Origin of the sequence: Mesorhizobium sp. WSM3879, from assembly GCF_002294915.1 — a bacterium.
GTDB lineage: Bacteria > Pseudomonadota > Alphaproteobacteria > Rhizobiales > Rhizobiaceae > Mesorhizobium.
Genome location: NZ_NSFZ01000004.1, coordinates 35131 through 54733 on the forward strand (window position 1 = coordinate 35131; position 19603 = coordinate 54733).

Annotated in this window: 20 protein-coding genes; 14 read left to right on the forward strand and 6 right to left on the reverse strand. The window is 62.4% G+C overall.

Going from position 1 to position 19603, the window contains the following annotated elements; translation table 11 throughout:
- Positions 1–165: 165 nt before the first annotated feature.
- From CK218_RS10005 to CK218_RS30530, 11 genes are all read left to right on the forward strand, one after another.
- Positions 166–1269, forward strand: a complete 1104-nt coding sequence (locus CK218_RS10005) for an inositol-3-phosphate synthase (protein ID WP_095827597.1) — start codon at positions 166–168, stop codon at positions 1267–1269.
- Complete coding sequence (locus tag CK218_RS10010) at positions 1266–1859, forward strand: histidine phosphatase family protein (protein ID WP_067320596.1); 594 nt, start codon at positions 1266–1268, stop codon at positions 1857–1859. Before CK218_RS10005 ends, CK218_RS10010 begins: the two co-directional genes overlap by 4 nt.
- A 13-nt stretch (positions 1860–1872) precedes the next feature.
- A complete protein-coding gene (locus CK218_RS10015; RefSeq protein WP_095827598.1) occupies positions 1873–2973 on the forward strand; it encodes a glycosyltransferase in 1101 nt (366 codons plus the stop codon).
- Positions 2973–3776 (forward strand): sugar phosphate nucleotidyltransferase, encoded by an 804-nt coding sequence (locus CK218_RS10020; protein WP_095827599.1) that lies wholly within the window; start codon positions 2973–2975, stop codon positions 3774–3776. The genes CK218_RS10015 and CK218_RS10020 overlap by 1 nt, the downstream gene beginning before the upstream one ends.
- 2 nt (positions 3777–3778) lie before the next feature.
- Entirely contained in the window at positions 3779–4540 is a 762-nt protein-coding gene (locus CK218_RS10025; RefSeq protein ID WP_095827600.1) for a TIGR04290 family methyltransferase, read from the forward strand.
- Entirely contained in the window at positions 4533–5465 is a 933-nt protein-coding gene (locus tag CK218_RS10030; protein ID WP_095827962.1) for a beta-xylosidase, read from the forward strand. Before CK218_RS10025 ends, CK218_RS10030 begins: the two co-directional genes overlap by 8 nt.
- 22 nt (positions 5466–5487) lie before the next feature.
- Entirely contained in the window at positions 5488–6552 is a 1065-nt protein-coding gene (locus CK218_RS10035; protein WP_095827601.1) for a glycosyltransferase, read from the forward strand.
- Entirely contained in the window at positions 6549–7541 is a 993-nt protein-coding gene (locus CK218_RS10040) for a GNAT family N-acetyltransferase (RefSeq protein ID WP_095827602.1), read from the forward strand. The genes CK218_RS10035 and CK218_RS10040 overlap by 4 nt, the downstream gene beginning before the upstream one ends.
- Positions 7538–8446 carry a class I SAM-dependent methyltransferase gene (locus CK218_RS10045; protein ID WP_095827603.1) on the forward strand — a complete coding sequence of 303 codons (909 nt, stop codon included), beginning with the start codon at positions 7538–7540 and terminating at the stop codon, positions 8444–8446. The genes CK218_RS10040 and CK218_RS10045 overlap by 4 nt, the downstream gene beginning before the upstream one ends.
- A 64-nt stretch (positions 8447–8510) precedes the next feature.
- A complete protein-coding gene (locus tag CK218_RS10050) occupies positions 8511–8729 on the forward strand; it encodes a hypothetical protein (protein ID WP_095827963.1) in 219 nt (72 codons plus the stop codon).
- A gap of 183 nt (positions 8730–8912) precedes the next feature.
- Positions 8913–9089, forward strand: a complete 177-nt coding sequence (locus CK218_RS30530) for a hypothetical protein (RefSeq protein WP_082953720.1) — start codon at positions 8913–8915, stop codon at positions 9087–9089.
- A gap of 9 nt (positions 9090–9098) precedes the next feature.
- On the opposite strand, the gene CK218_RS10060 is transcribed toward CK218_RS30530, so the two are convergent.
- The 4 genes from CK218_RS10060 to CK218_RS10075 form a co-directional block, all read right to left on the reverse strand.
- Positions 9099–9662 (reverse strand): sigma-70 family RNA polymerase sigma factor, encoded by a 564-nt coding sequence (locus CK218_RS10060; protein WP_067320579.1) that lies wholly within the window; start codon positions 9660–9662, stop codon positions 9099–9101.
- 342 nt (positions 9663–10004) lie between these two features.
- The gene (locus CK218_RS10065; RefSeq protein ID WP_067320576.1) at positions 10005–10409 is read right to left on the reverse strand and encodes a response regulator; all 405 of its coding nucleotides are present in this window, start codon (positions 10407–10409) and stop codon (positions 10005–10007) included.
- Positions 10406–13999: a CheR family methyltransferase gene (locus tag CK218_RS10070; protein ID WP_095827604.1), complete on the reverse strand. Its 3594-nt coding sequence runs from the start codon at positions 13997–13999 to the stop codon at positions 10406–10408. The genes CK218_RS10065 and CK218_RS10070 overlap by 4 nt, the downstream gene beginning before the upstream one ends.
- Complete coding sequence (locus CK218_RS10075; RefSeq protein WP_095827605.1) at positions 13953–15053, reverse strand: chemotaxis protein CheB; 1101 nt, start codon at positions 15051–15053, stop codon at positions 13953–13955. The genes CK218_RS10070 and CK218_RS10075 overlap by 47 nt, the downstream gene beginning before the upstream one ends.
- A 315-nt stretch (positions 15054–15368) precedes the next feature.
- On the opposite strand from CK218_RS10075, the gene CK218_RS10080 reads away from it, so the two are divergent.
- On the forward strand, positions 15369–15806 hold the full coding sequence (locus CK218_RS10080) for a CBS domain-containing protein (protein WP_095779493.1): 438 nt from the start codon (positions 15369–15371) through the stop codon (positions 15804–15806).
- Between the two features lie 231 nt (positions 15807–16037).
- Here the strand turns inward: CK218_RS10080 and CK218_RS10085 are convergent, their stop codons facing one another.
- Together CK218_RS10085 and CK218_RS10090 are read right to left on the reverse strand one after the other, a co-directional pair.
- Positions 16038–16952 carry a YihY/virulence factor BrkB family protein gene (locus CK218_RS10085; RefSeq protein WP_095827606.1) on the reverse strand — a complete coding sequence of 305 codons (915 nt, stop codon included), beginning with the start codon at positions 16950–16952 and terminating at the stop codon, positions 16038–16040.
- 663 nt (positions 16953–17615) lie between these two features.
- Positions 17616–17909 carry a hypothetical protein gene (locus tag CK218_RS10090; protein ID WP_066994860.1) on the reverse strand — a complete coding sequence of 98 codons (294 nt, stop codon included), beginning with the start codon at positions 17907–17909 and terminating at the stop codon, positions 17616–17618.
- A 175-nt stretch (positions 17910–18084) separates the two neighbouring features.
- On the opposite strand from CK218_RS10090, the gene CK218_RS10095 reads away from it, so the two are divergent.
- Positions 18085–18525 (forward strand): hypothetical protein, encoded by a 441-nt coding sequence (locus CK218_RS10095; protein ID WP_245434962.1) that lies wholly within the window; start codon positions 18085–18087, stop codon positions 18523–18525.
- Positions 18526–18925: 400 nt separating this feature from the next.
- Positions 18926–19138: a hypothetical protein gene (locus tag CK218_RS10100; RefSeq protein WP_095827607.1), complete on the forward strand. Its 213-nt coding sequence runs from the start codon at positions 18926–18928 to the stop codon at positions 19136–19138.
- The last annotated feature ends 465 nt before the right edge of the window (positions 19139–19603 follow it).

Sequence of the window (19603 nt, forward strand, 5' to 3'; positions counted from 1 at the left end):
CGCATTCCGAACCTCGCGTCCTGCGCTGGCCGCTCGGAGACAACCCGGCAACGGGAGTCTCGAACGTCGACCGCATCGGCGAATTTTCCACCTCTCAAGGAACATTCCCGACCGGTCACAGTTCGGCGCGAGGAACTTACCTCCAACAATAGAGGCGGCGGTTTCGTGACATCGAAAAAGGTTCGCATCGGCATCGTCGGTGTCGGCAATTGCGCATCCTCCCTAGTGCAAGGCCTCACCTATTATCGTCAGGCAAAAAGCAACGAGCCGATCCCCGGGCTAATGCATGCCGATCTCGGCGGCTACCATGTCGAAGACATCGAGGTCGTCTGCGCCTTCGACGTCGCCAAGAGCAAGGTCGGGCGCGATGTGGCCGAAGCAATCTACAACGCCCCGAACAACACCTTCCGTTTTGCCGATGTGGCGCCGATCGGCGTGCGCGTGCAACGCGGACCTACACTCGACGGCATCGGCAAATATCTGCGCGATGAAATCGAGGAAGCGAATGAGCCGGTCGCCGACGTGACCGCAGGCCTTCGGGAAAGCGGGGCCGAGGTGCTGGTGTCCTATCTGCCGGTCGGCTCGGATGCGGCAACCCGCTATTATGCCGAATGCGCGCTGGCGGCCGGGTGCGCTTTCGTCAACTGCATACCGGTCTTCATCGCTTCGCGGCCGGAATGGCGCCGGCGCTTCAAAGAGCGCGGCCTGCCCCTGATCGGCGACGACATCAAGAGCCAGGTCGGCGCTACCATCGTTCACCGGCTGCTCGCCAATCTGTTTCGGGAGCGCGGGGTGCGCATCGACCGCACCTACCAGCTCAACTTCGGCGGCAACACGGACTTCCTCAACATGCTGGAGCGTGAGCGGCTGGAATCGAAAAAGATCTCCAAGACGCAGTCGGTCACCAGCCAGATCGATGTACCGCTCGAGCCCGGCAACATCCATGTCGGACCCAGCGATCATGTGCCTTGGCTCACCGACCGCAAATGGGCCTATATCCGGGTCGAAGGCACGACCTTCGGCGGCGTCCCGCTGAATGCCGAACTCAAGCTGGAAGTCTGGGATTCCCCCAACTCCGCCGGAGTGGTCATCGACGCGGTGCGCTGCGCCAAGCTGGCGCTCGATCGCGGTATCGCTGGGGCGCTCACCGGGCCTTGCAGTTATTTCATGAAGTCTCCGCCGGAGCAGTTCACCGATGCCGAAGCCCGCCTGCGCACCCTCGCCTTCATAGCCGGTAGGGGCGAGCCGATGCTCGACGCCGCGGAATGACAACGACTATTTTCCTCGTGCGGCATGCTGCGTATGACAATGTCGGCCGCTATCTGGCAGGCCGCCAGGATATCGATCTTGGCCAAACCGGCCAGGCACAGACGCTGCGTCTGGCCCGCCGTCTGGCGAGGGAACCGCTCGCGGCCATTTTCAGCAGCCCGCGCAAGCGCACCTTGGAAACCGCGAAACCGATCGCTGTCGCCTGCAATATCGAGCAGATCGGAATCTGCCAGGAATTGGACGAGATCGATTTCGGCGCATGGTCCGGCAAGACATTCGAAGAGCTGGCCGATGACGCCGCCTGGCGGATGTGGAACGACCAGCGACAGAGCGCCCGAACACCGAGCGGCGAGACCATGCAGGACACCCAGCAGCGGATCGTCGACCTCATGGACGTGCTTCGCGAACAGGCCCCAAACCGATGCGTTGCACTGATCAGTCACGCGGACGTCATCAAGGCTGCGGTGTGCAAGGTGCTTGGCCTTCAGCTCGGCGACTGTTTTCGCTTCGACATCGAACCTGCCTCGATCACCACCGTCGTCCATGGCGACTGGGGCTCTAAGCTCATTCGCCTGAACGAAATCGCCTGACTGGAGCTGCCCGATGCGCATGGTGATCTTCGGCCTCACGGTCACCTCTTCCTGGGGAAACGGACATGCCACGCTTTGGCGCGGGCTGATACGCGCGCTGGCGCCACTCGGCTGGTCGATCAGCTTCTTTGAGCGCGACACGCCCTACTATGCCGGCGCAAGGGATCTCACCGATCTCGATGGCGGCCACGTGGTGCTCTATCCGGGATGGGATGATATTGCCCAGGCTGCGGCAATTGCGGTCCGGCAGGCTGACGCGGTCATCGTCACCTCCTACTGCCCGGATGCTGTTGAAGCCTCACGCCTCGCGCAGGAGAGTTGCCGTGGGCTCAAGGTGTTCTACGATCTTGACACCGCGGTGACGCTCGCGCGCATCGAGCAGGGGGAGCAGCCTCCCTATTTCGGTCCGGAAGGCCTTCGCGATTTCGATTTGGTGCTGAGCTACACCGGCGGCGAGGCACTCGGTTCGCTCAAGTCCATGCTGGGGGCGCGCCGCGTCGTGCCGCTCTACGGTCATGTCGATCCGGAGCGTCATCGGCCGGCAAAGCCCAGGGCCGAGTTTGCCGGCGATCTGTCCTACCTCGGCACTTATGCCGCGGATCGCCAGGCCGGCGTCGAGAAGCTGCTCGTCGCGCCCGCTGTCCGGCTGCCGGATCGCCGTTTCGTCATTGGCGGCGCTCAATATCCGCAGGAGTTTCCGTGGAGCGACAACATCTTCTTCGTCAGGCATTTGCCGCCTGCCGATCATCCGCCCTTCTTCTGCTCGTCACGTCTCACCCTGAATGTCACCCGCGAGGCCATGGCGCGCAAGGGCTGGTGCCCCTCCGGCCGGCTGTTCGAAGCGGCTGCCTGCGGCGCCGCCATCGTTTCCGACGACTGGCCGGGTCTGGACGACTTCTTCGAGCCCGGCTGCGAAATCCTGCTTGCACATTCCACCGACGATGTGGTCGCCGCGCTCGGTTTGTCGGACGGCGAGCTCGAGGCGTTGCGCCGCCGAGCCCGCGAACGCGTCCTCGACGAACACACATCCGCACGCCGCGCCGCGGAACTGGACCGGATTCTGGTCGAAGCCGCCACCGCGCCAGCAAGCGAACCGATGAAGGAAACCGTCTGATGTTGGGTATCGTGCCTGCGGCGGGGCGCGGCAGCCGCATTCAACCGCTGGGTTTTTCCAAGGAACTGCTCCCGGTTGGCAGCCGGATGGACGGGCAAACCGAGCGTCCGTGCGCGGTCAGCGAGTATCTGGTGCGCCGAATGGTGCGCAACGGCGTCGACAGGATCTGCTTCATCATCGGTTCGGGTAAGTCCGATATCCTCGAATACTATGCGGCCGGCTATGACAGCGCGGCCGCAATTTTCGTGGCCCAGCCCTCTCCCGTCGGTCTTTGCGACGCGATCTTCCGCGCCGCCCCTCTCGTCGCGCCGCAAGAGACCGTCCTGATCGGTCTGCCGGACACGATCTGGTTCCCCGAGGACGGCTTCTGCCATCTGCCGGACGACCGGCTGTCATTCCTGCTGTTTCCTGTAGACCGTCCCGAGCTTTTCGACGCCGTGGTTGTCGATCAGGACGGCCGCGTCGAGCAGATTCAGGTCAAGCAGCAGGACGCAGCCACGGACTGGGTCTGGGGCGCGTTCAAGATGCCGGGCTTCACCTTTCAGCGGCTCGCGGCGCTTTGGCGCGAGCGGGACGGCTGCGACGAGTATTTCGGAACGCTGGTCAATGCTTACCTTGCCGTCGGCGGTGAAGCCTGGGGCGTCAAGGCAGGCTCGGCCTATGTCGATGTCGGCACCTTCAACGGCTACCGCACGGCGCTCCGGCTGCTTGAAAACAACGACGCCTCGGAAGACGAAGACACAGCGATATTCGTGCCGCCGAGCCGCTCGCAGGTGCCATCCTTGCCAGGCGAAGGAGGCTGACCGTGCTGCATTCCGACGCGGAAATTCGCCGCCGTATCGATGCGCTTGGACCGTGGTTCCACAACATGGAACTGGCGGGCGTGGAGACCGCTCCCGACCATTTCCTCGGCAACTATCCTCTGGTGAAATGGCAGAAATTCGCGGATGCGATCCCGGCCGATCTCTCGGGCAAGTCGGTGCTCGATATCGGCTGCAACGCCGGGTTCTATTCCATTGAAATGAAGAAGCGAGGCGCCGATCGCGTGCTCGGCATTGATTTCGACGTGGACTATCTGACGCAAGCGCGTTTCGCCGCCGAAATCGCCGAGTGCGACATCGAATTCCGGCAATTGTCGGTCTACGACGTCGGCGCGCTCGGCGAGACCTTCGACATCGTGCTCTTCATGGGCGTGCTTTACCATCTACGCCACCCGTTGCTGGCGCTCGACCTGATCCGCGAGCATGTTGCGCGCGACTTGATGGTCTTCCAGTCGATGCAACGCGGGAGCAGCGAAATCCTCGCGCTCGAACAGAACTATGATTTTTGGACGCTCGACCTGTTCGATCGAACCGAATTCCCGAAGCTGCACTTCATCGAGCACCGCTACGCCGACGATCCGACCAACTGGTGGATCCCGAACCGCGGCTGCATCGAGGCGATGCTGCGCAGCGCCGGCTTCCAGATCCTGCTTCACCCGGAAGACGAGGTCTACTTCTGCCGCGCGTCCGATGAGCCGGCGGGTGAAGGTGCGGTCTACCCGTCGAAAGGACGAAATGATGATTGAAGCCGCCATGATCTGGAACGAGCCCAACAACAAGTCGCATTGGGACCCAGAGCTCGATCCGGACTGGAGCCGCTTCGCCGGCATGACTATCCTGGCGGCGGACGCGATCGGGCTTGAAAACCCGGCGATCACCAGGGTGCTTGGCGGCATTTCGCCGATCGATGCCGGCTTCATGTCGCTGATCAAGGGGTATGGTGTCCTCGACCATGTCAACGCCGTCGCCGTGCACGGCTTCCCGCTCGACTGGAACCTTTGGCAGATCCATGAATGGCCGCAAAAGCTCGGCGAGATCGCCGAAGTCACCGATCTGCCGATTTGGATCAGCGAAGTCGGCGTGTCGAGCTTCGGCGCCGAGGAGGTCCAGGTCTGGGGCCTGCGGCGGACGGCGGAGCTTCTGCTTGGCAACGCGCCCCGCGTCCAATGGTATAGCCTTTATGATTTGCCGCATGCTTGGGGAGCGACCACACGGCATCGCGAGGTGGAAGGCTCTTCCTATTACCGTCATTTCTACATGGGTCTTCTGCGCGAGGATGGCTCGCCCAAGCCCGCGCTCGAAGAGTTCGTGCGGCACACTCCGGAAATGGGCCTCGTCCAGTGGTTCCATTTCGAGGACCACCGGCTGGACGACGCCGTCGCCTGGATGAAGCGGCTGGGCGTCACCAATCTGCGCACCGGCCTCTCTTGGGCCGACAGTTTCAGACCGAATGCCCTCGATTGGTTCGACCGCCAGATGGAAGCCCTGGCAGACTTCAACGTCACCATCACTTTCTGCTTCACGCCCGAGCACCGAGGCCTGCAGCCTCATCACACCAGCCCGCCACAGGCGCCCGAAGAGTTCGCCGAATTCTGCGCGAAGATGGTGCGCCGCTACGCACCTGGCGTGCGCGACGCCGCGATTCCCATGCGGCGGGTCTCGGCCGCATGAGGTCACTTCGGCTCGATCAGCCATGACGCTTACAGTGCTCAACGTCGCCTATCCGCTTGCGCCTGTCGGCCTCGATGCGGTCGGCGGCGCCGAGCAGGTGCTGTCGATGCTGGATCACGCACTGGTCAGGCAAGGCCATCAATCCATCGTCGTCGCCTGCCGGGGCTCCAGCGCGGCCGGGACCTTGGTCGAGACGCCTGCCGAAACAGGCGCGCTCGACGAGACGGCAAAGAGCCGCGCCCAGGACGCGCACCGCGCGGCGATCGCAGCCGCGCGTGCGCGCTGGCCGATCGATGTCGTCCATCTGCATGGCATCGATTTCGATGCCTATCTTCCCGATGACGGCCCCACGCTCGTGACACTGCACCTGCCGCTTGCCTGGTATCCGGCCGGAGTGCTGAGCCCGGCCCGTGAAGACCTGTGGCTGCACGCGGTCTCGGAGGCGCAGCAAGCAACCGCGCCGGCCGGATCGAGACTGATCGCGCCCATCCCAAACGGGGTTGACGTCAATGCGCTTGCCGCCCCCCGGTCGCATCGCAATTTCGCGCTCGTGTTAAGCCGAATATGCCCGGAAAAAGGCATCCACCTGGCGATCGACGCCGCGAAGCGCGCTGGAGTGCCGCTTGCAATAGGAGGGCAGATATATCCCTACCGGACACATGTTCAGTATTTCGCCGACGAGGTGGAGCCTCGCCTCGACAGGCGGCGGCGTTTCCTGGGACCGCTCGGGTTTTTCGCCAAGCGGTGGCTTCTCAACGCCGCCCGCTGCCTGGTCATTCCGAGCCTCGCCGCGGAGACGAGCTCGCTCGTTGCCATGGAAGCCCTCGCCTGCGGCACGCCGGTTGTGGCCTTCCCGAATGGCGCCCTGCCCAATGTCGTTGAGCACGGCAAGACCGGGTTCCTGGTCAATGATATCGACGAGATGGCGATAGCCATCGACGCTTCGGCCGACCTCGACAACGAAACATGCCGGGCCGAGGCGCGAGATCGGTTTTCGCTCGATCGCATGGTTTCGGCCTATATGGATGCCTATCGGGCATTGGCAAAGCTCGGCGATTCCCGAGCACGGTTGGGAGTCGCCGGGTGAGCGGCCTGCGTGCCGATGTCATCCGCGACCAAGAAGCGCTCGACGGTCTAGAGCAGCATTGGTGGCCGCTCTGGTCGCAATGCAGCTCTGCTACGCCTTTCCAGTCACCCGCCTGGCTCCTGCCATGGTGGCGGACATTCGCGCCGGGCGATCTCTCGGCGATCGCCGTGTGGAACGGAAACGATCTCGTCGGCCTGGCACCACTCTACCTCGAACGGCACGCTTCCGGTTTGCGCCTGCTTCCGATCGGAATATCGCTGAGCGACTATCTCGATATTCTTTGCGCACCCAAGTTCGAAGAAGCCGTCGGTACCTTGATTGCCGAGACTGTGCTTTCGCTCGAATGGTCGCAATGGATCCTGCCGGACCTTTCGAGTGAAGCCGCATCCCTGGAGCTTTTGCTGCCCGATATCGAAGAGAGCCGATCTACCGGCCATGCCGCCTGCCCCGTGCTTGCCTTGGCTGGCGACGAGACGCTTGCAGGGTGCGTTCCCGCGCGGCGAAGACGCCAGCTGCGTCGCGCGCTGCGAGCCGCGCAACGGAGAGGCCGGGTGACGATCAACCGGGCGGAGGCCGCGCCGGAGATATTTCTTGGTCAGCTGATCCGCCTGCACGACGCCCGCTGGGCCGGACAGGGCGGCGGCGTGCTGACGCAAAGCGCGATCGAGTTTCATCGCAATGCCTTGCCCCGTCTCGCCGCGAGCCATTTGGCGCGGTGCTGGCTGATGGAAATCGACGGCGCCGTCGTCGGCGCGTATTACGGTTTTCATCACCACGACCGCGCCTATGCCTATCTCGGCGGCTTCGACCCCGCTTACGCATCGGAGAGCCCCGGCGCCATTCTGATCGGCAAGGCTATCGCCGAAGCCGTTCAGGACGGCGCGCGAGAGTTCGATTTTCTACGCGGCCGGGAGAGCTACAAATACAGCTGGGGAGCAAAGGACCGATGGACCATACAACGGGTCTGGACCCGGAGCGCCTCGCCATGACCACAGCAGAGCGAGTGAGGTCGACCGCGAGGCATATCCTCGAGGATTGCATGGCGACCGACCTGTCCGCCGAAGTCGCGGTCGCCAGATTGGCAGTCGAGACGGATATGCGCGCGCCAGAATTGGCGGACGTCGCATTGGACATGCGTACAAGCGCTGTCGAGCAAAGGGGCTGGCTCGAGGACATCGCTGTGCTTCTTTCAGGCAAGGCAGATGCCTTCGATAGTCTGAGGTCAACGGCAGCTTCGGTTTGTCATGACCGTCTGCGCGGCGAAACCGGTGAGATGACGATCCGCCGGCTGGCCGGGGGCTTTGACGAGGCGGTCGCCATCTCTCCGGCGGCCAGCGTCCAACTTTCGTCGCTTGGCGACGAGGAAAAGCTTACGGCTGCAACGGCCGAAATCGTCTCCTGGCTGGAGCGACAGGATTTTACCGGCGCGGACAAGACAATACTCGATATCGGCTCCGGCATCGGCCGCTTCGAATGCGCGCTCCACGCCAGAGCGAAGCATATCGTCGGCATCGATATCTCCCCCAGGATGGTTGCCGTCGCGCGCCGACGCTGCGCCGGTCTTGGCAATGTTGAATTCCGCCGGACCTCCGGCCTCGACCTTGGCGAATTCGTCAATGCGGGTTTTGATGGCGTGCTGGCGGTCGACAGCTTCCCTTACCTGGTACTTGCCGGCGTCGCCGAGCGGCACTTTATCGAAGTGGCGCGCGTGTTGCGGCCGGGAGGGATGGCGGCAATCCTGAATTATTCGTACCGGATGTCGCCCGCCGCCGATTCCTCCGACATCCGCCATCTCGCCCGAATATGCGCCATGGACGTCCTCATCGATGGCGAGATGCCTTTCCGTCGATGGGACGGCACCGTTTTTCTTATTCGTCGTACCGGCGGAACATAACCGACGGACCGAAGTTCGGCTCCCAAACCACTTGCGCAGAAGCTGGAAGACCCAGGAGAACAAGATGGCGTCCGGCGGTAAGAAACACATGGGACGCGGCAGTCAGGGCAAAGGTGACGGGACCGGAGCGAAGACGACGGTTCCGAAAGACATGAATGGCGAAAATGACGTCCTGTCGAACGGGGATAAGAAGCAGCATACAAAAGAACGCGGCCTCGACAGCAATCGGATCAAGTCCGATCAGTATCAGGACCACGCGGCAAACCGGATTCCGGAAGACTGATCTTGCGGGGACTATCGCAAGACTTTGCCGGCTCGCAACGGATCAGTTCAGGCAAAGGGTTTTCGCTCCGCCACGATCTGCTGCGGGGCTGAAGCTGATCGGCGGCTGGAAGCGCCTTGCAAACTCCGGCCGTGTATGGTCTCAAGTGAATCTCAAAGGGGCCACATTTGCTAAGAGAATGCCATGTCTCGTCCGAGCCAGCGCGATCCCGTCAGCCAGGCAAGCCTGGGCATAGACCAAGAGATCGCGTCGTTGTTGACCGCCATTGAGCAGGAAAAAGTTCCTGATCGCCTGGCTAAGCTCGCGATCGAGTTGCAGAATGCGCTGATCGAGAAGCGCCGGTGCAAAAAGGAGAACTGACGGCAAGCCTCATCGATGCCTGTCAGCGCTTCTGTCCCAGTGATCTTCCGCGAGATGGTCGTGTCTTTCGACCAGCGCTTGCGATGAGCTTTCATCAAGGAATTCCAGGACGCTTGCACGCGCGCGGTTGAGACGGCTTTTAACGGTCCCGACCGCGCAATCGCATATCTCCGCGGTTTCTTCGTAGCTGACGCCCAGCACACCGATCAGCGTCAGTACCTCGCGCTGATGTATCGGAAGCTTCTGGATGGCGCGGTAGACTTCCTTGGTCCGAACGGACCAGTCCTGCGAGGCTTCCGAAATCGGCCGGCTGGAGGCGCAGTCAAGCAAACCGGGCGCCTCCCTAGCTGCCGCCTTGACCCGCGTATAATGCGTATTGCGCATGATGGTGAAAAGCCAGGACTTCAATCTCGTCCCCGGCTCGAACTTGTCCAAGTTCGCAAGCCCCTTGGTCAGGGTCTCCTGCACCAAATCGTCGGCATCATCGGGCAAGCGGCAAAAAGTGCGCGCAAAAGCACGCAAGGCAGGAATGAGGTCGACGACAGCGACCTCGCCCGGTACGCAGTCAGGCACGGCATGGCCTTTGGGTAACACGGTTCTCACCCCAGCAGAGAGAGTTGATGGGCATTGATTAGGGAGAATGCGTGACGATGATGATCGTTCCTGTTGTAAACGAACTTGCTTGAACGCCTCCGGCCAACCAACGGGGTCGCCGTTCGAGCTAGAGAAACCAACTCGCGACCAATCCGCCGAGGCCGCAAAGATCACCACGCTCGTTATGCTCCGAGGTTGTTCGTGGTCCGACTATTGACCCGGCCGCCCGTGATCCTGCGATCATTCACTAGCGGAGGAGTAGAAAAGACCTGCAGACCAATACCTACATTGGATTGCGAAACCCTTGCAGGAGCCCGATTGCTACAGGCGAGAGCGCCGCGCGGCCTCGGTGCCTGCGCTCGCCAATCGGGCGACCGCCTCGATCAGCACTTTGGAGTCTACTGGCTTCGACAGTCTCGGCGAATCCCGGAACTGATCGGGAAAGACCGTTGCGCTGTCATAGCCGGTGAGGAAGAGGAAAGGAACGTGGCGCGCTGCGAGGTGCTCGGCAAGCGGGAAACTGCGTTCGCCATGCAGGTTCACGTCGAGCACCGCCCCATCGAGTTCGACGCCATCGATCTGCTCGAGCGCCTGTTGAACCGAGGGCGCGGGCCCCACCACATGGCAGCCCGCATCGGTCAGTTCGTCGGAGAGGTCGAGCGCAACCAGGAAAGCGTCCTCGACGACGAGGATCCGCAGGCCCGATAATGGAGCGCTCTTGTTCATGCGTAGCCGGGCAGCGGCTCGAAGGCTTCGGTTCGGGCAAGGGGGATTTCAAGCAGGCACTCCAGGCCGGTGGGCCGGAAGTTCAATTCGACACTCCCCCTCAGCTCGTACTCCAAACTCTGCTGGATGAAAGTGGTTCCAAAATTTCTGCGGGATGGCTCTTCCACGGCCGGACCGCCGAGTTCCTTCCAGCTGATCGAAAGCATGCCCGGCTTCACCACGTTCCAGGAGACCTCGATGCGTCCGGTCTCGACGGAAAGCGCCCCATATTTGGCGGCGTTGCTGGCAAGCTCGAAGAACACCATGCCGAGTGCCGCCGCCGTTGCCGCATCGAGGTGGAACGGCCGGCCGTGAACGACTAGATTCTGGCGTCCCGTGCTGCTGTAGGGGGAAAACGTCGCCCTCAGCAGTTCCTCGAGGTCGGCGTCGCCCCAATTGTGGGAAGACAGGACCTCATGCGTGCGCGCCATCGCGTGCAGTCGCTCATGGAATGATGTCGCGAATTCCCCCATTGAGCTTGACGAGCGGATCATGCGCGAGGTCAGTGCGGTGATCGTGGCTAGGATGTTCTTCACACGATGCTGCAGCTCGTGCAGCAGCCTCTCCTGAGCGCGCTCGGCCTCCTTATGGTTCGAGACATCGACCAGGGCCGCAATAGCGCCCCGAACCCTGCCGGACTCGTCAAACAGCGGATTGGCCGACATCATCACGTCGATGCTTGAGCCGTCCCCCTGGGCGATTCGGGCTTCGTAGCCGGGGACGGGCTTGCCCGTTCGCATCGCCTTCTGCAGCGGCTGCTCGTGCGTTTCCACCACGGAGCCGTTCACCATCAGCGGCAGGACCGCCGGCACAGTGCTGAGCTTGCCGTCCGCGGCGCGCCGGCCGGCGAGCTCGGCCGCGCGGCGATTGGCGCGGATGGCATCGCCGTCGTCGTCTTCGGCGATCAAGATGCCGACAGGCACAAGATCCAGAACAGTCTCCAGGCTTTCGAGGCGGTTGCGCAGGTCGTGCGACAGCGCGCCGATCTTTTCCTCCGCCTGCGCGATCTGGGTAATGTCGACGAAGGTGACGACGACGCCGGCGATGACATTGTCGACGGTACGATAGGGCATCACGCGCATGATGTATCGCTTGGCGCTTTCAATGACTTCCACCTGCCTTTCTATCGTCCCCAGCCGCTGCAGCACCTGCTCCATGTCTGCCTGCAGCCGGTCCGCGGCAAAGCGCGGCCGCACATGCGCAAGCGGCCGGCCGACATCGCTTTCGACCAGCCTGAACAGGTCCCGCGCCGTCGGCGTGAAGTTCTTGACGCAAAGATCGCGGTCGAGGAACACGGTCGCGATCTGCGTGCTCTCGAGCAGGTTGGACATGTCGTTGTTGGCGCGGCTGAGCTCGTCGACACGGATGTTGAGCTCGGCATTGACGGTCTGCAATTCCTCGTTGATCGATTGCAGTTCTTCCTTCGAGGTTTCCAGTTCCTCGTTCGAGGACTGCAGCTCCTCGTTGATGGAGGACAGTTCCTCGTTGGAGGATTTCAACTCCTCGTTGGAGGATTCTAGCTCCTCCGTCGTGATCTGCAGCCGTTCCCTGGTTTCCCGCAGCTCCTTTTCGAGCTGACTGACATTGGCGCTTTCGACATCGTCGGTCGTGTGGACGGGCTCGTCCTCTACCTCCGCCTTTATCCCGCCGATATCGCGGAAGACCAGCATGTAGAGCGGATCCGAATTGCCGTCGACCGGCAGCGGCTGCACGGCGAGGCTGATCGTCTGGCGTCCGCCATTGGTGCCGATGCTGATCTTGTTCTGCACCGCCATCTGTCCGGTGCTGACTGCCTTGTGAAGGGCAGCGCGCAGGTCCATGCGCAGCCCGCGACGGGCCATGGAGAAGACGTTGTGGTCGGGCGCGCCGGCGGCAAGTTCCAGATATTTGCCTGTCCCGCCCGAGCTGTGCATCAATTCGCCGGCGGCGTTGACGACCACGTAGGCCGGAGCATAGCGCTCGACCAGGAAGCGTTCGGCAACTTCTTGCAGGGTTCCTGTCGTTGCCCGCGGGCGCGTGCTGGGAACAGCCTGCCTGGCGGCGGCGGCAAGTGGGAATTCCGGCAGGCGTTGCGCGGCGACCTCACTGCGCTTCTGGAAGATGCGGGTCGCCTTGTCGATGGTCGAGAACAGGCGCGCATGGCGCGTAACGTTCTCGGACGAGCCGAGGAAGAGATAGCCGTTATTGCGCAACGCATAATGGAAGATCGGGATGATCTTCTCCTGCAGCTCCGGCCCCATATAGATCAAGAGGTTGCGGCAGGCGATGAGGTCCAGCTTGGAAAACGGCGGGTCGCGCAACAGATTGTGCGCCGAGAACAGGCAGGCTTCCCGCAACTCGGCGGAAACACGATATGTGCCGTCCTCGCGCGAGAAGAATTCCTTCAGGCGCTTCGGCGTGATGTCGCTTGCGACGGTCGCCGGATAGCGGCCGGCGCGCGCCACTTCCAGCGCACGCTCGTCGATGTCGGTGGCGAAGATCTGCAGGTTGGGAGAAGCGGCGCCCCGCGGCGCGTTCTCCTTCAAAAGCATGGCGATCGAATAGGCTTCCTCTCCGGTGGCGCAGCCGGGCACCCAGGCCCTGATCGTCTCGTCCGGCTTGCGGCCCCTGAAAAGCTTCGGAATAACTAAGCTCTCTAGCGCATCGAAGGCCTGCGGGTCCCGGAAGAAGCTGGTCACGCCGATGAGCAGGTCCTGGAACAGAAGGTCGACCTGCTGCGGCTCGTCGCGCAGCCGCTCGTAGAAAGCCGTGGGATCGTCGATCTGCAGCACCTGCATGCGGCGTTGGATGCGCCGCAGGATGGTGTTGTCCTTGTAGCCGCTGAAATCATGGCCCGTGCGCGTACGCAACAGCCCCGTGATCCGCGAAAGCTGTTCGCCCACTTCGCGCTTGCGGCGGTCGCGTTCGCTTTCATCGCGGTTGGCGTGGCTGAAATAGCCGACGAGCTTCGCAGCCATCTCCTCGGCCGGCAGCACCATGTCAACCAGGCCGCTCTGCACGGCGCTGCGCATCATGCCATCATATTCGGCGCTCTGCTGCGCCAGCGTTAGGCCGCCATGTTCCTTTATTGCCCTGAGCCCGATCGTGCCGTCGCTGCCGGTTCCGGAAAGGATCAGCCCGGCCGCATCCTCCCCTTGATCCTGTGCCAGGGACGTGAAGAAATCGTCGATCGGCGTCCGCTTCGCGCGCGTGGCGGCCATCTTGGCCATGTTGAAACGCTGTCCCCGGATGGTCACCGAGACGCCCGGCGGGATGACGTAGATGTTGTTCGGCTCGACTTCCGCGCCTTCGACCGCGGTCTGCGTTTCGATCGCGGTGGAGCGCTGGATGATGCTCGCGAGCACACTCTCATGCTCGGCATCGAGGTGTTGGATCACGACATAGGCAAAGCCGCTGTCGGCCGGCACTTCCGGAAAGAACTTCTGCAACGCCGCGATGCCGCCGGCCGATGCGCCGATGCCGATGACAGGGAACAGCGCGGGCTCTCTCTCATCCTGGCGCGGGCTAGTCCGTGCCTTCCTTGTGCTTGCCTTCCTCGCCGCCTGCGCCATTGCCTGTTACCTGTGTCCGCCTGCTTTCCAGGATGCGCTCGATGACGGAGGCATCCGCTTCGTATTCCCTCGCCCGCTTGCCGAACTCGCTGGCGAGTTGGGAGCGATGTCGCGTCTTCTCCCGCTCCGCCATGCGCCGGGCAAACTCCGCCCGCTGCTGATGCGACCGCAGCAGGCTCCACAGGATCTCGTCCGCCTCGATCGCCTGCGCCTCCATGATCGCATCGGCGGTGAAAGCGTGCCCGGTATGGCACCGATAGCGCAGCATGTCACCGTCCTCGATCTCCCACAGCGGCCCGTGGCATTCCGGGCATGTAAACACCGACAGTTGCCCAAGTCGATCTGGTTCTTTCATGGTCGAATGCTCCTGTGCCGCGATTGCGGCCTCCAGCCTGACCGTCGGTGGGGCCGGCAACGTTTCTCCGGCCGGCTCGGCCGCCAGCTTGCCCAGCAAGCCGCCGAGTTTGGCGGCGGGTTCGCAATGATCGATGTCGACATAACGCAGCGCGCTTTCCACCATGGAAGGCACCAGCGCGTCCTTGGGATGCTGGACCACCGCGAGGCCGCCGACCGCCTTGATTGCCCGCAGGCCGGCGGTGCCGTCGGAAAGCGCGCCCGACAGCAGCACGCCGACGACGCTTGCGCCGAAGCTCAGCGCCGCCGAGCGGAACAGCGGGTCTACCGCCGGCCGCGCGAGGTTCTCGCGCGGGCCGCGGCGCAGCATCATGTGATCGTCATGCAGAAGAAGATGGAAGCCGGGCGGCGCGACATAAATGTTTCCCATCTTGAAGGACTCGCCGTTCTTGGCGCCGGAGGCTTTCAGCGCTCCCGCACGGTCGAGGATTTCCGGCAGATAGCTGACCTGGCCGACATGGACCACGACGAACACGGCCGCCGGTAGATCGGCAGGCAGGTCGCTCACGATCGCTTTCAGGGGCTCAACCCCGCCAGCGGACGCGCCGATGACGATGATGCAGCGGTTGCGCGCCTTAGCTTGCCGCGAGCTTGTCTCGGCCTCGCGGGCAGGTGAGATCCGGTTTCGAAAGTCGGCCATGGCTCCCCTATCAGGTCGCCCCCGGCCCATAACACAATGGCCGAAGGCAGGACTCTGTTCCATGAGCCGCGCACGCAACGATCGCCGGATCGGCAACAGCACGAACGGGTCTCGGCCGAACATGCGCAATGGGGTGCCGGCCTGCTTCCCTCGGGCCTCCGCAAGGACCGGTCGCCTGTCCGGCTGTCATTCGAGCCCCACGGCGGAACTTTCCGTGCCCTCTCCCGCGCGAGATTTGAAGGAACCAATAGCGCCGAGCATTTGTTTTCTCAGTTCAGGTTCGGCGGGCGGGCTCCGCAACAAAGGGAGATAGCCATGAAGGTCGGCAGTTGCATGACAAAGGACGTTGCCGTCGCGAATCCCGAACAGTCGATCCGCGAGGTGGCGCTGATGATGGGCAAGCTCGACGCCGGCGTCGTGCCTGTCGGTGAAAATGACCGGCTGGTGGGGATGATCACCGACCGGGACATGGTCATCCGCGGGATAGCGCTGGGCAAAGGTCCCGATACCAAGGTGCGCGATGTCATGAGCCAAGAGGTAAGATATTGCTTCGATGACGAAGACGTCGATCATGTTCTTGCTAACATGGGAGACTTGCAGGTGCGCCGGCTCCCGGTTCTGAACCGAGACAAACGGCTCGTTGGCATCATCTCCCTCGGAGACCTCGCAAGAAAGGGTGAGACACGGGAGGCTGGAGAGGCTTTGAGCGGCATTTCGGCGCCGGGCGGTGTTCATTCGCAGACCGCCCATTGATGACAACGACGACATCGGGGTCTGTTTGATCGTCGGTTGACGCCCGCCGGGCGTGACTGGGTTGCGGCGGCCTCATCGCGGCTTCGCAACCTAATCACGTCCTGATGGACCGACAGGTGGCGACGATCCCTCTCAGGTTGTCAGCCTAAGCCAACGCTGTCTGGCCCAACGCCTGATCTCTTTAGCCAGAGGGTCGCGCGCAGTGTTGCGTTCTCCGGCGTTGCTTGACCGTCACCTCTCCGTCTTTCCGACCTCCGGCTTCATAACCCGCCTGAGGTCGGCCCGGCTTCCTCTGCTCACCGAATAGGCGCGCGTGATTTCGGCGCCGAACAGAAAGATTTGAGCCGAGTAATAGACCCATAGCAGCACCACCATCAGCGCGCCGGCGGCGCCATAGGAAGTGGCGATCGAACTGCTGCCGATGTACCAGCCGATCAGCGACTTGCCGATGGTGAAGAGAAGCGCGGTGACCAGCGCACCGACAGCGACATCGCGCCATTTGAGACTGCGGTCCGGCAGGACCTTGTAAATCGCCGCAAAGAGCAGCGCGATCAACGCGAACGATACGATCGTGTTGATCGAACTCACAATCAGTTCGCCGAACGGCAGGTGTTGGTTGATGACATCGGCCAACACCGAGATGGCCGTGCTCGCCGCGAGCGACACGAGGAGCATGAAACCGAGCGCGGCTACGAGACCAAGGCTCGCCGCCCTCGCCCGCACCAAACGCGAGAGCGACATGGCCCTTGGCTCGACCTTCCAGATCTCATTCAGCGACTGCTGCATCTCGCCAAAGACGCCGGAAGCTGTGATCAGGAGCGTCACCAGCCCGATAATGGTGGCAAGCGCGCCGGACCAGGGACGCGAAGCGGTCTCGATCGTCGCCTTCAAGAGCTCGGCGCTCTGCGGACCCATCACGCCCGATATCTGGGCCGATAGCGCGAGTTGGGCGGCGTCCTTGCCGACGACGAGACCTGCGACCGCCACGACGATGAGAAGGATCGGCGCAAGCGAGGTGGTGGCATAGAAGGCAATCGCCGCCCCATGGCTCAGCGCGTTGTCATCCATATAACCGCTGACGCTTTCCTTCAGCAGAAGCCAGGCTTCCTGAAGCCAGCCGGTCTTCGATTTCCTGTCTTCCGCCATGCGCTCGACACCGAACTGAAGCGGGCCGGGTGGGACAAGAGCTCGACTGCCTTTTCGTTGGCCAGGATGTGAAGCCGGAAAAACCACCCTGTTCTCTTTGCCACCAGGTCCGGCTGACGCGGCCCGCAGAGATCAATGACGCCGCGGGCGGGAGGTTCCGATCTGTTCGATGTCTCGGCGGGACGTCACGCTGCTTGATTGCGATGTTCCACACTCGGACAGAAGTCGGAGAGGCTGACACCTCTAAACCTACGCTTTGCTGCATCATTTGATTGGGCCGGCGAGCATGGTCCCTTCCTTGCGGACCAGAATTAATAGCGCAAGTCCGGCCAAGGTTGGCGAATCTAACGCCCTGAGCCGCCCGGTGCCATAAAGGTGGCGAAGTCACGTCCAGAGGACGGCAGGAAAAATAGCCGGAACGCCTCGCCCGCCAGACCGTTATCGGCAATGGCCCTTGCAGATGACATTCAAATGGCACGACAGCACGTTCGACAAGGCCAGCGACACATCGCCGAGCAGCGGGGTCGTATTGCCGAACTGGAGCGCCTCGGGTTGTCGGCCGACAAAGCGCAAGAATTTCTAGAAGTCCTCGAAAGCTTACAGTCCTTCCACGACTTGCACCTGTCGAGGTTGCTGGAAACGGCACAAAGGGGTGGACGCAGCCTAGATGCGCCTCACTTCGTTGAGCCGTAGCCGCGCCTTCTGCTCTTCGGCGTAGCTGAGCGCATGGGCCTCCACATCAAAGGACCGAACGCGGTCACGCAGTCCCGTCTCTTCTATCAAAACGTGCCATTCGTCCCCGGCTTTCTTGATGGAAACGGTGCCGCGCTTGGCCCCGGGCAGCTTCGTGGCGAGTAGTAATTTTCTTGAACGGTCAATCGATGCTCTGGTTTGAGCAATCACGTTCCTGTCATGCTCGGATTGGAGCGGCCGTTCGTATATGGGATCGTCGGACATGGCAGGTCTCCGGCCTTTGCTGCAGACGGGAGCGCGGTAGCTGTTCTCTCGCCGGCTTCCTTTGCCAGCTGCCGGCGATGATTGTGATTATACGAACGATGATGAAAAACGCCAAGGCCCTTGCTGGGCGGGACGCTGTTGCAGGCTGGTGGCCGACAACCGGTTTAACGAGCTCATGAAGGCCGCCGTCCTCCAGGAACAAACCCCGGATTGGTGCGTATTGGCTGAACAGCCGGGTCCAGATGGGGGCACAATGTCAACTCGCAAGAAGCGCCACACCCAAAATGCATTCTCGCTTTGTGGAGACCTGATGTTGGCACCCGCTGTCGTCGCCATGCGCCTTCCGCTGATTGCTTTGGATGCAAGCAGCCGCGCCCCGAAAGGGATTGAGGCGATGCTTGCGGTCAACGAGAAGGCGCTCGCCTTCGCCGAAGGCATGGCCGCTGCGCAATTGGTTATCTTACGAACGGCTTTGAGGTCTTGGCCGGAAGTTCTATCCGGCCGGAGCCCGTCTTTTCTAAGCGGCGGCACGCTGAACGAGTCCATGGTCGCAGCACTGAAACCTGCCGGCCGCCGGGTCCGAACAAATTTCAACCGGCTCTCCAAACCGGGCTGATTGAGCCAGATTCCTGTTCACCCAAGCGGTCGCGGATCGCCGGTGATCGAGCTTCTGATGACGATGGCAGTCGAGGCAGCCGGCCGTGGCAGACATGCCCGCATCGATCGGCGCTTGGAGTGTCCAGCCGTCATGTTTGGGTTTCAAGGCGAGCTCGGTCTTTTGGCTGAATTTGATTTATTAGTAGATGTGCATATACTCGTTTGCCGGCATCGTGTTCCCTAAGCCCCTGCCGGCCAAGGCCCGGTGGCCACCCCACAGCCACCCAGGCTACCGGGCCACCTGCCCCGTCCTCTAGGCCCCAAGGCTGCCCTGCAATCGCCCTCGCTATGGGCCAGCGAAATGGAAGACCCGGAACAACCCTCCTCGCTCCAAGTTCGGGTCGCTGTTTGGAGCGATCATGAAGACTTACCGAGTTGAAGAGATGGTTGGCGACCAGGTGGTGGCTTATCACGTTGCCAATGCCCGTGCCCCTTGGGAGGCTGCTCAGAAAGTCACCGGCAAAGACGTCCTGGCGAGACGGGATGAACATTTCTGGGTGCGGGTGACCGATGAGGGAAACCGCGCAATTTATAAATATGCCTTCAGGCTTGACGCACCGGACTGCCTTTGAGGCTCCGTCCGGTCGGGCTTGGGAAAGGGAGGCGGCGCATTCGGGTCCGGGCAATCGACGCTTGGCACCTTGCCGCAGGGTGATGCGGGATCATTGCCCGCACCGCCATACCGCTCTACGAGTTTTGCGAACCCGTAGGCGAAGGCGGCGAGAAGCGCCAGGACAACCGCTATCCGAACGGCCATTGGAGATTATACCCCGGTCGGCCTGCGGATAGTAATCACTACTGCTATCCCGGCGAGCCGCCGGCCAGGCTGAATTAGCCGGATCAGCGGAAGAGCCCGCCGCACCTCCTCCGCGGGCGGGCTCTTTGCGTCGGGGTCAACCCGACCAAGGCGCGCTCGACCGTCCCTGTTTGCCGGGAGCTGCGCCCGGAAGGCGAACTGCAGCGGCACAGAATTGTTCCAAGACAGACAAGAGAGCCCGCTCGCCTGAGATCGAACGGGCTACGCCTCCGCGCGGCGC

Bases quoted from the DNA above. Each gene is read 5' to 3' on its own strand.
- CK218_RS10010 (WP_067320596.1), top strand. From the start codon at position 1,266: ATGACAACGACTATTTTCCTCGTGCGGCATGCTGCGTATGACAATGTC.
- CK218_RS10015 (WP_095827598.1), top strand. From the start codon at position 1,873: ATGCGCATGGTGATCTTCGGCCTCACGGTCACCTCTTCCTGGGGAAAC.
- CK218_RS10020 (WP_095827599.1), top strand. From the start codon at position 2,973: ATGTTGGGTATCGTGCCTGCGGCGGGGCGCGGCAGCCGCATTCAACCG.
- CK218_RS10030 (WP_095827962.1), top strand. From the start codon at position 4,533: ATGATTGAAGCCGCCATGATCTGGAACGAGCCCAACAACAAGTCGCAT.
- CK218_RS10035 (WP_095827601.1), top strand. From the start codon at position 5,488: ATGACGCTTACAGTGCTCAACGTCGCCTATCCGCTTGCGCCTGTCGGC.
- CK218_RS10045 (WP_095827603.1), top strand. From the start codon at position 7,538: ATGACCACAGCAGAGCGAGTGAGGTCGACCGCGAGGCATATCCTCGAG.
- CK218_RS10050 (WP_095827963.1), top strand. From the start codon at position 8,511: ATGGCGTCCGGCGGTAAGAAACACATGGGACGCGGCAGTCAGGGCAAA.
- CK218_RS30530 (WP_082953720.1), top strand. From the start codon at position 8,913: ATGTCTCGTCCGAGCCAGCGCGATCCCGTCAGCCAGGCAAGCCTGGGC.
- CK218_RS10065 (WP_067320576.1), bottom strand. From the start codon at position 10,409: ATGAACAAGAGCGCTCCATTATCGGGCCTGCGGATCCTCGTCGTCGAG.
- CK218_RS10070 (WP_095827604.1), bottom strand. From the start codon at position 13,999: ATGGCGCAGGCGGCGAGGAAGGCAAGCACAAGGAAGGCACGGACTAGC.
- CK218_RS10075 (WP_095827605.1), bottom strand. From the start codon at position 15,053: ATGGCCGACTTTCGAAACCGGATCTCACCTGCCCGCGAGGCCGAGACA.
- CK218_RS10080 (WP_095779493.1), top strand. From the start codon at position 15,369: ATGAAGGTCGGCAGTTGCATGACAAAGGACGTTGCCGTCGCGAATCCC.
- CK218_RS10085 (WP_095827606.1), bottom strand. From the start codon at position 16,952: ATGGCGGAAGACAGGAAATCGAAGACCGGCTGGCTTCAGGAAGCCTGG.
- CK218_RS10090 (WP_066994860.1), bottom strand. From the start codon at position 17,909: ATGTCCGACGATCCCATATACGAACGGCCGCTCCAATCCGAGCATGAC.
- CK218_RS10095 (WP_245434962.1), top strand. From the start codon at position 18,085: ATGAAGGCCGCCGTCCTCCAGGAACAAACCCCGGATTGGTGCGTATTG.
- CK218_RS10100 (WP_095827607.1), top strand. From the start codon at position 18,926: ATGAAGACTTACCGAGTTGAAGAGATGGTTGGCGACCAGGTGGTGGCT.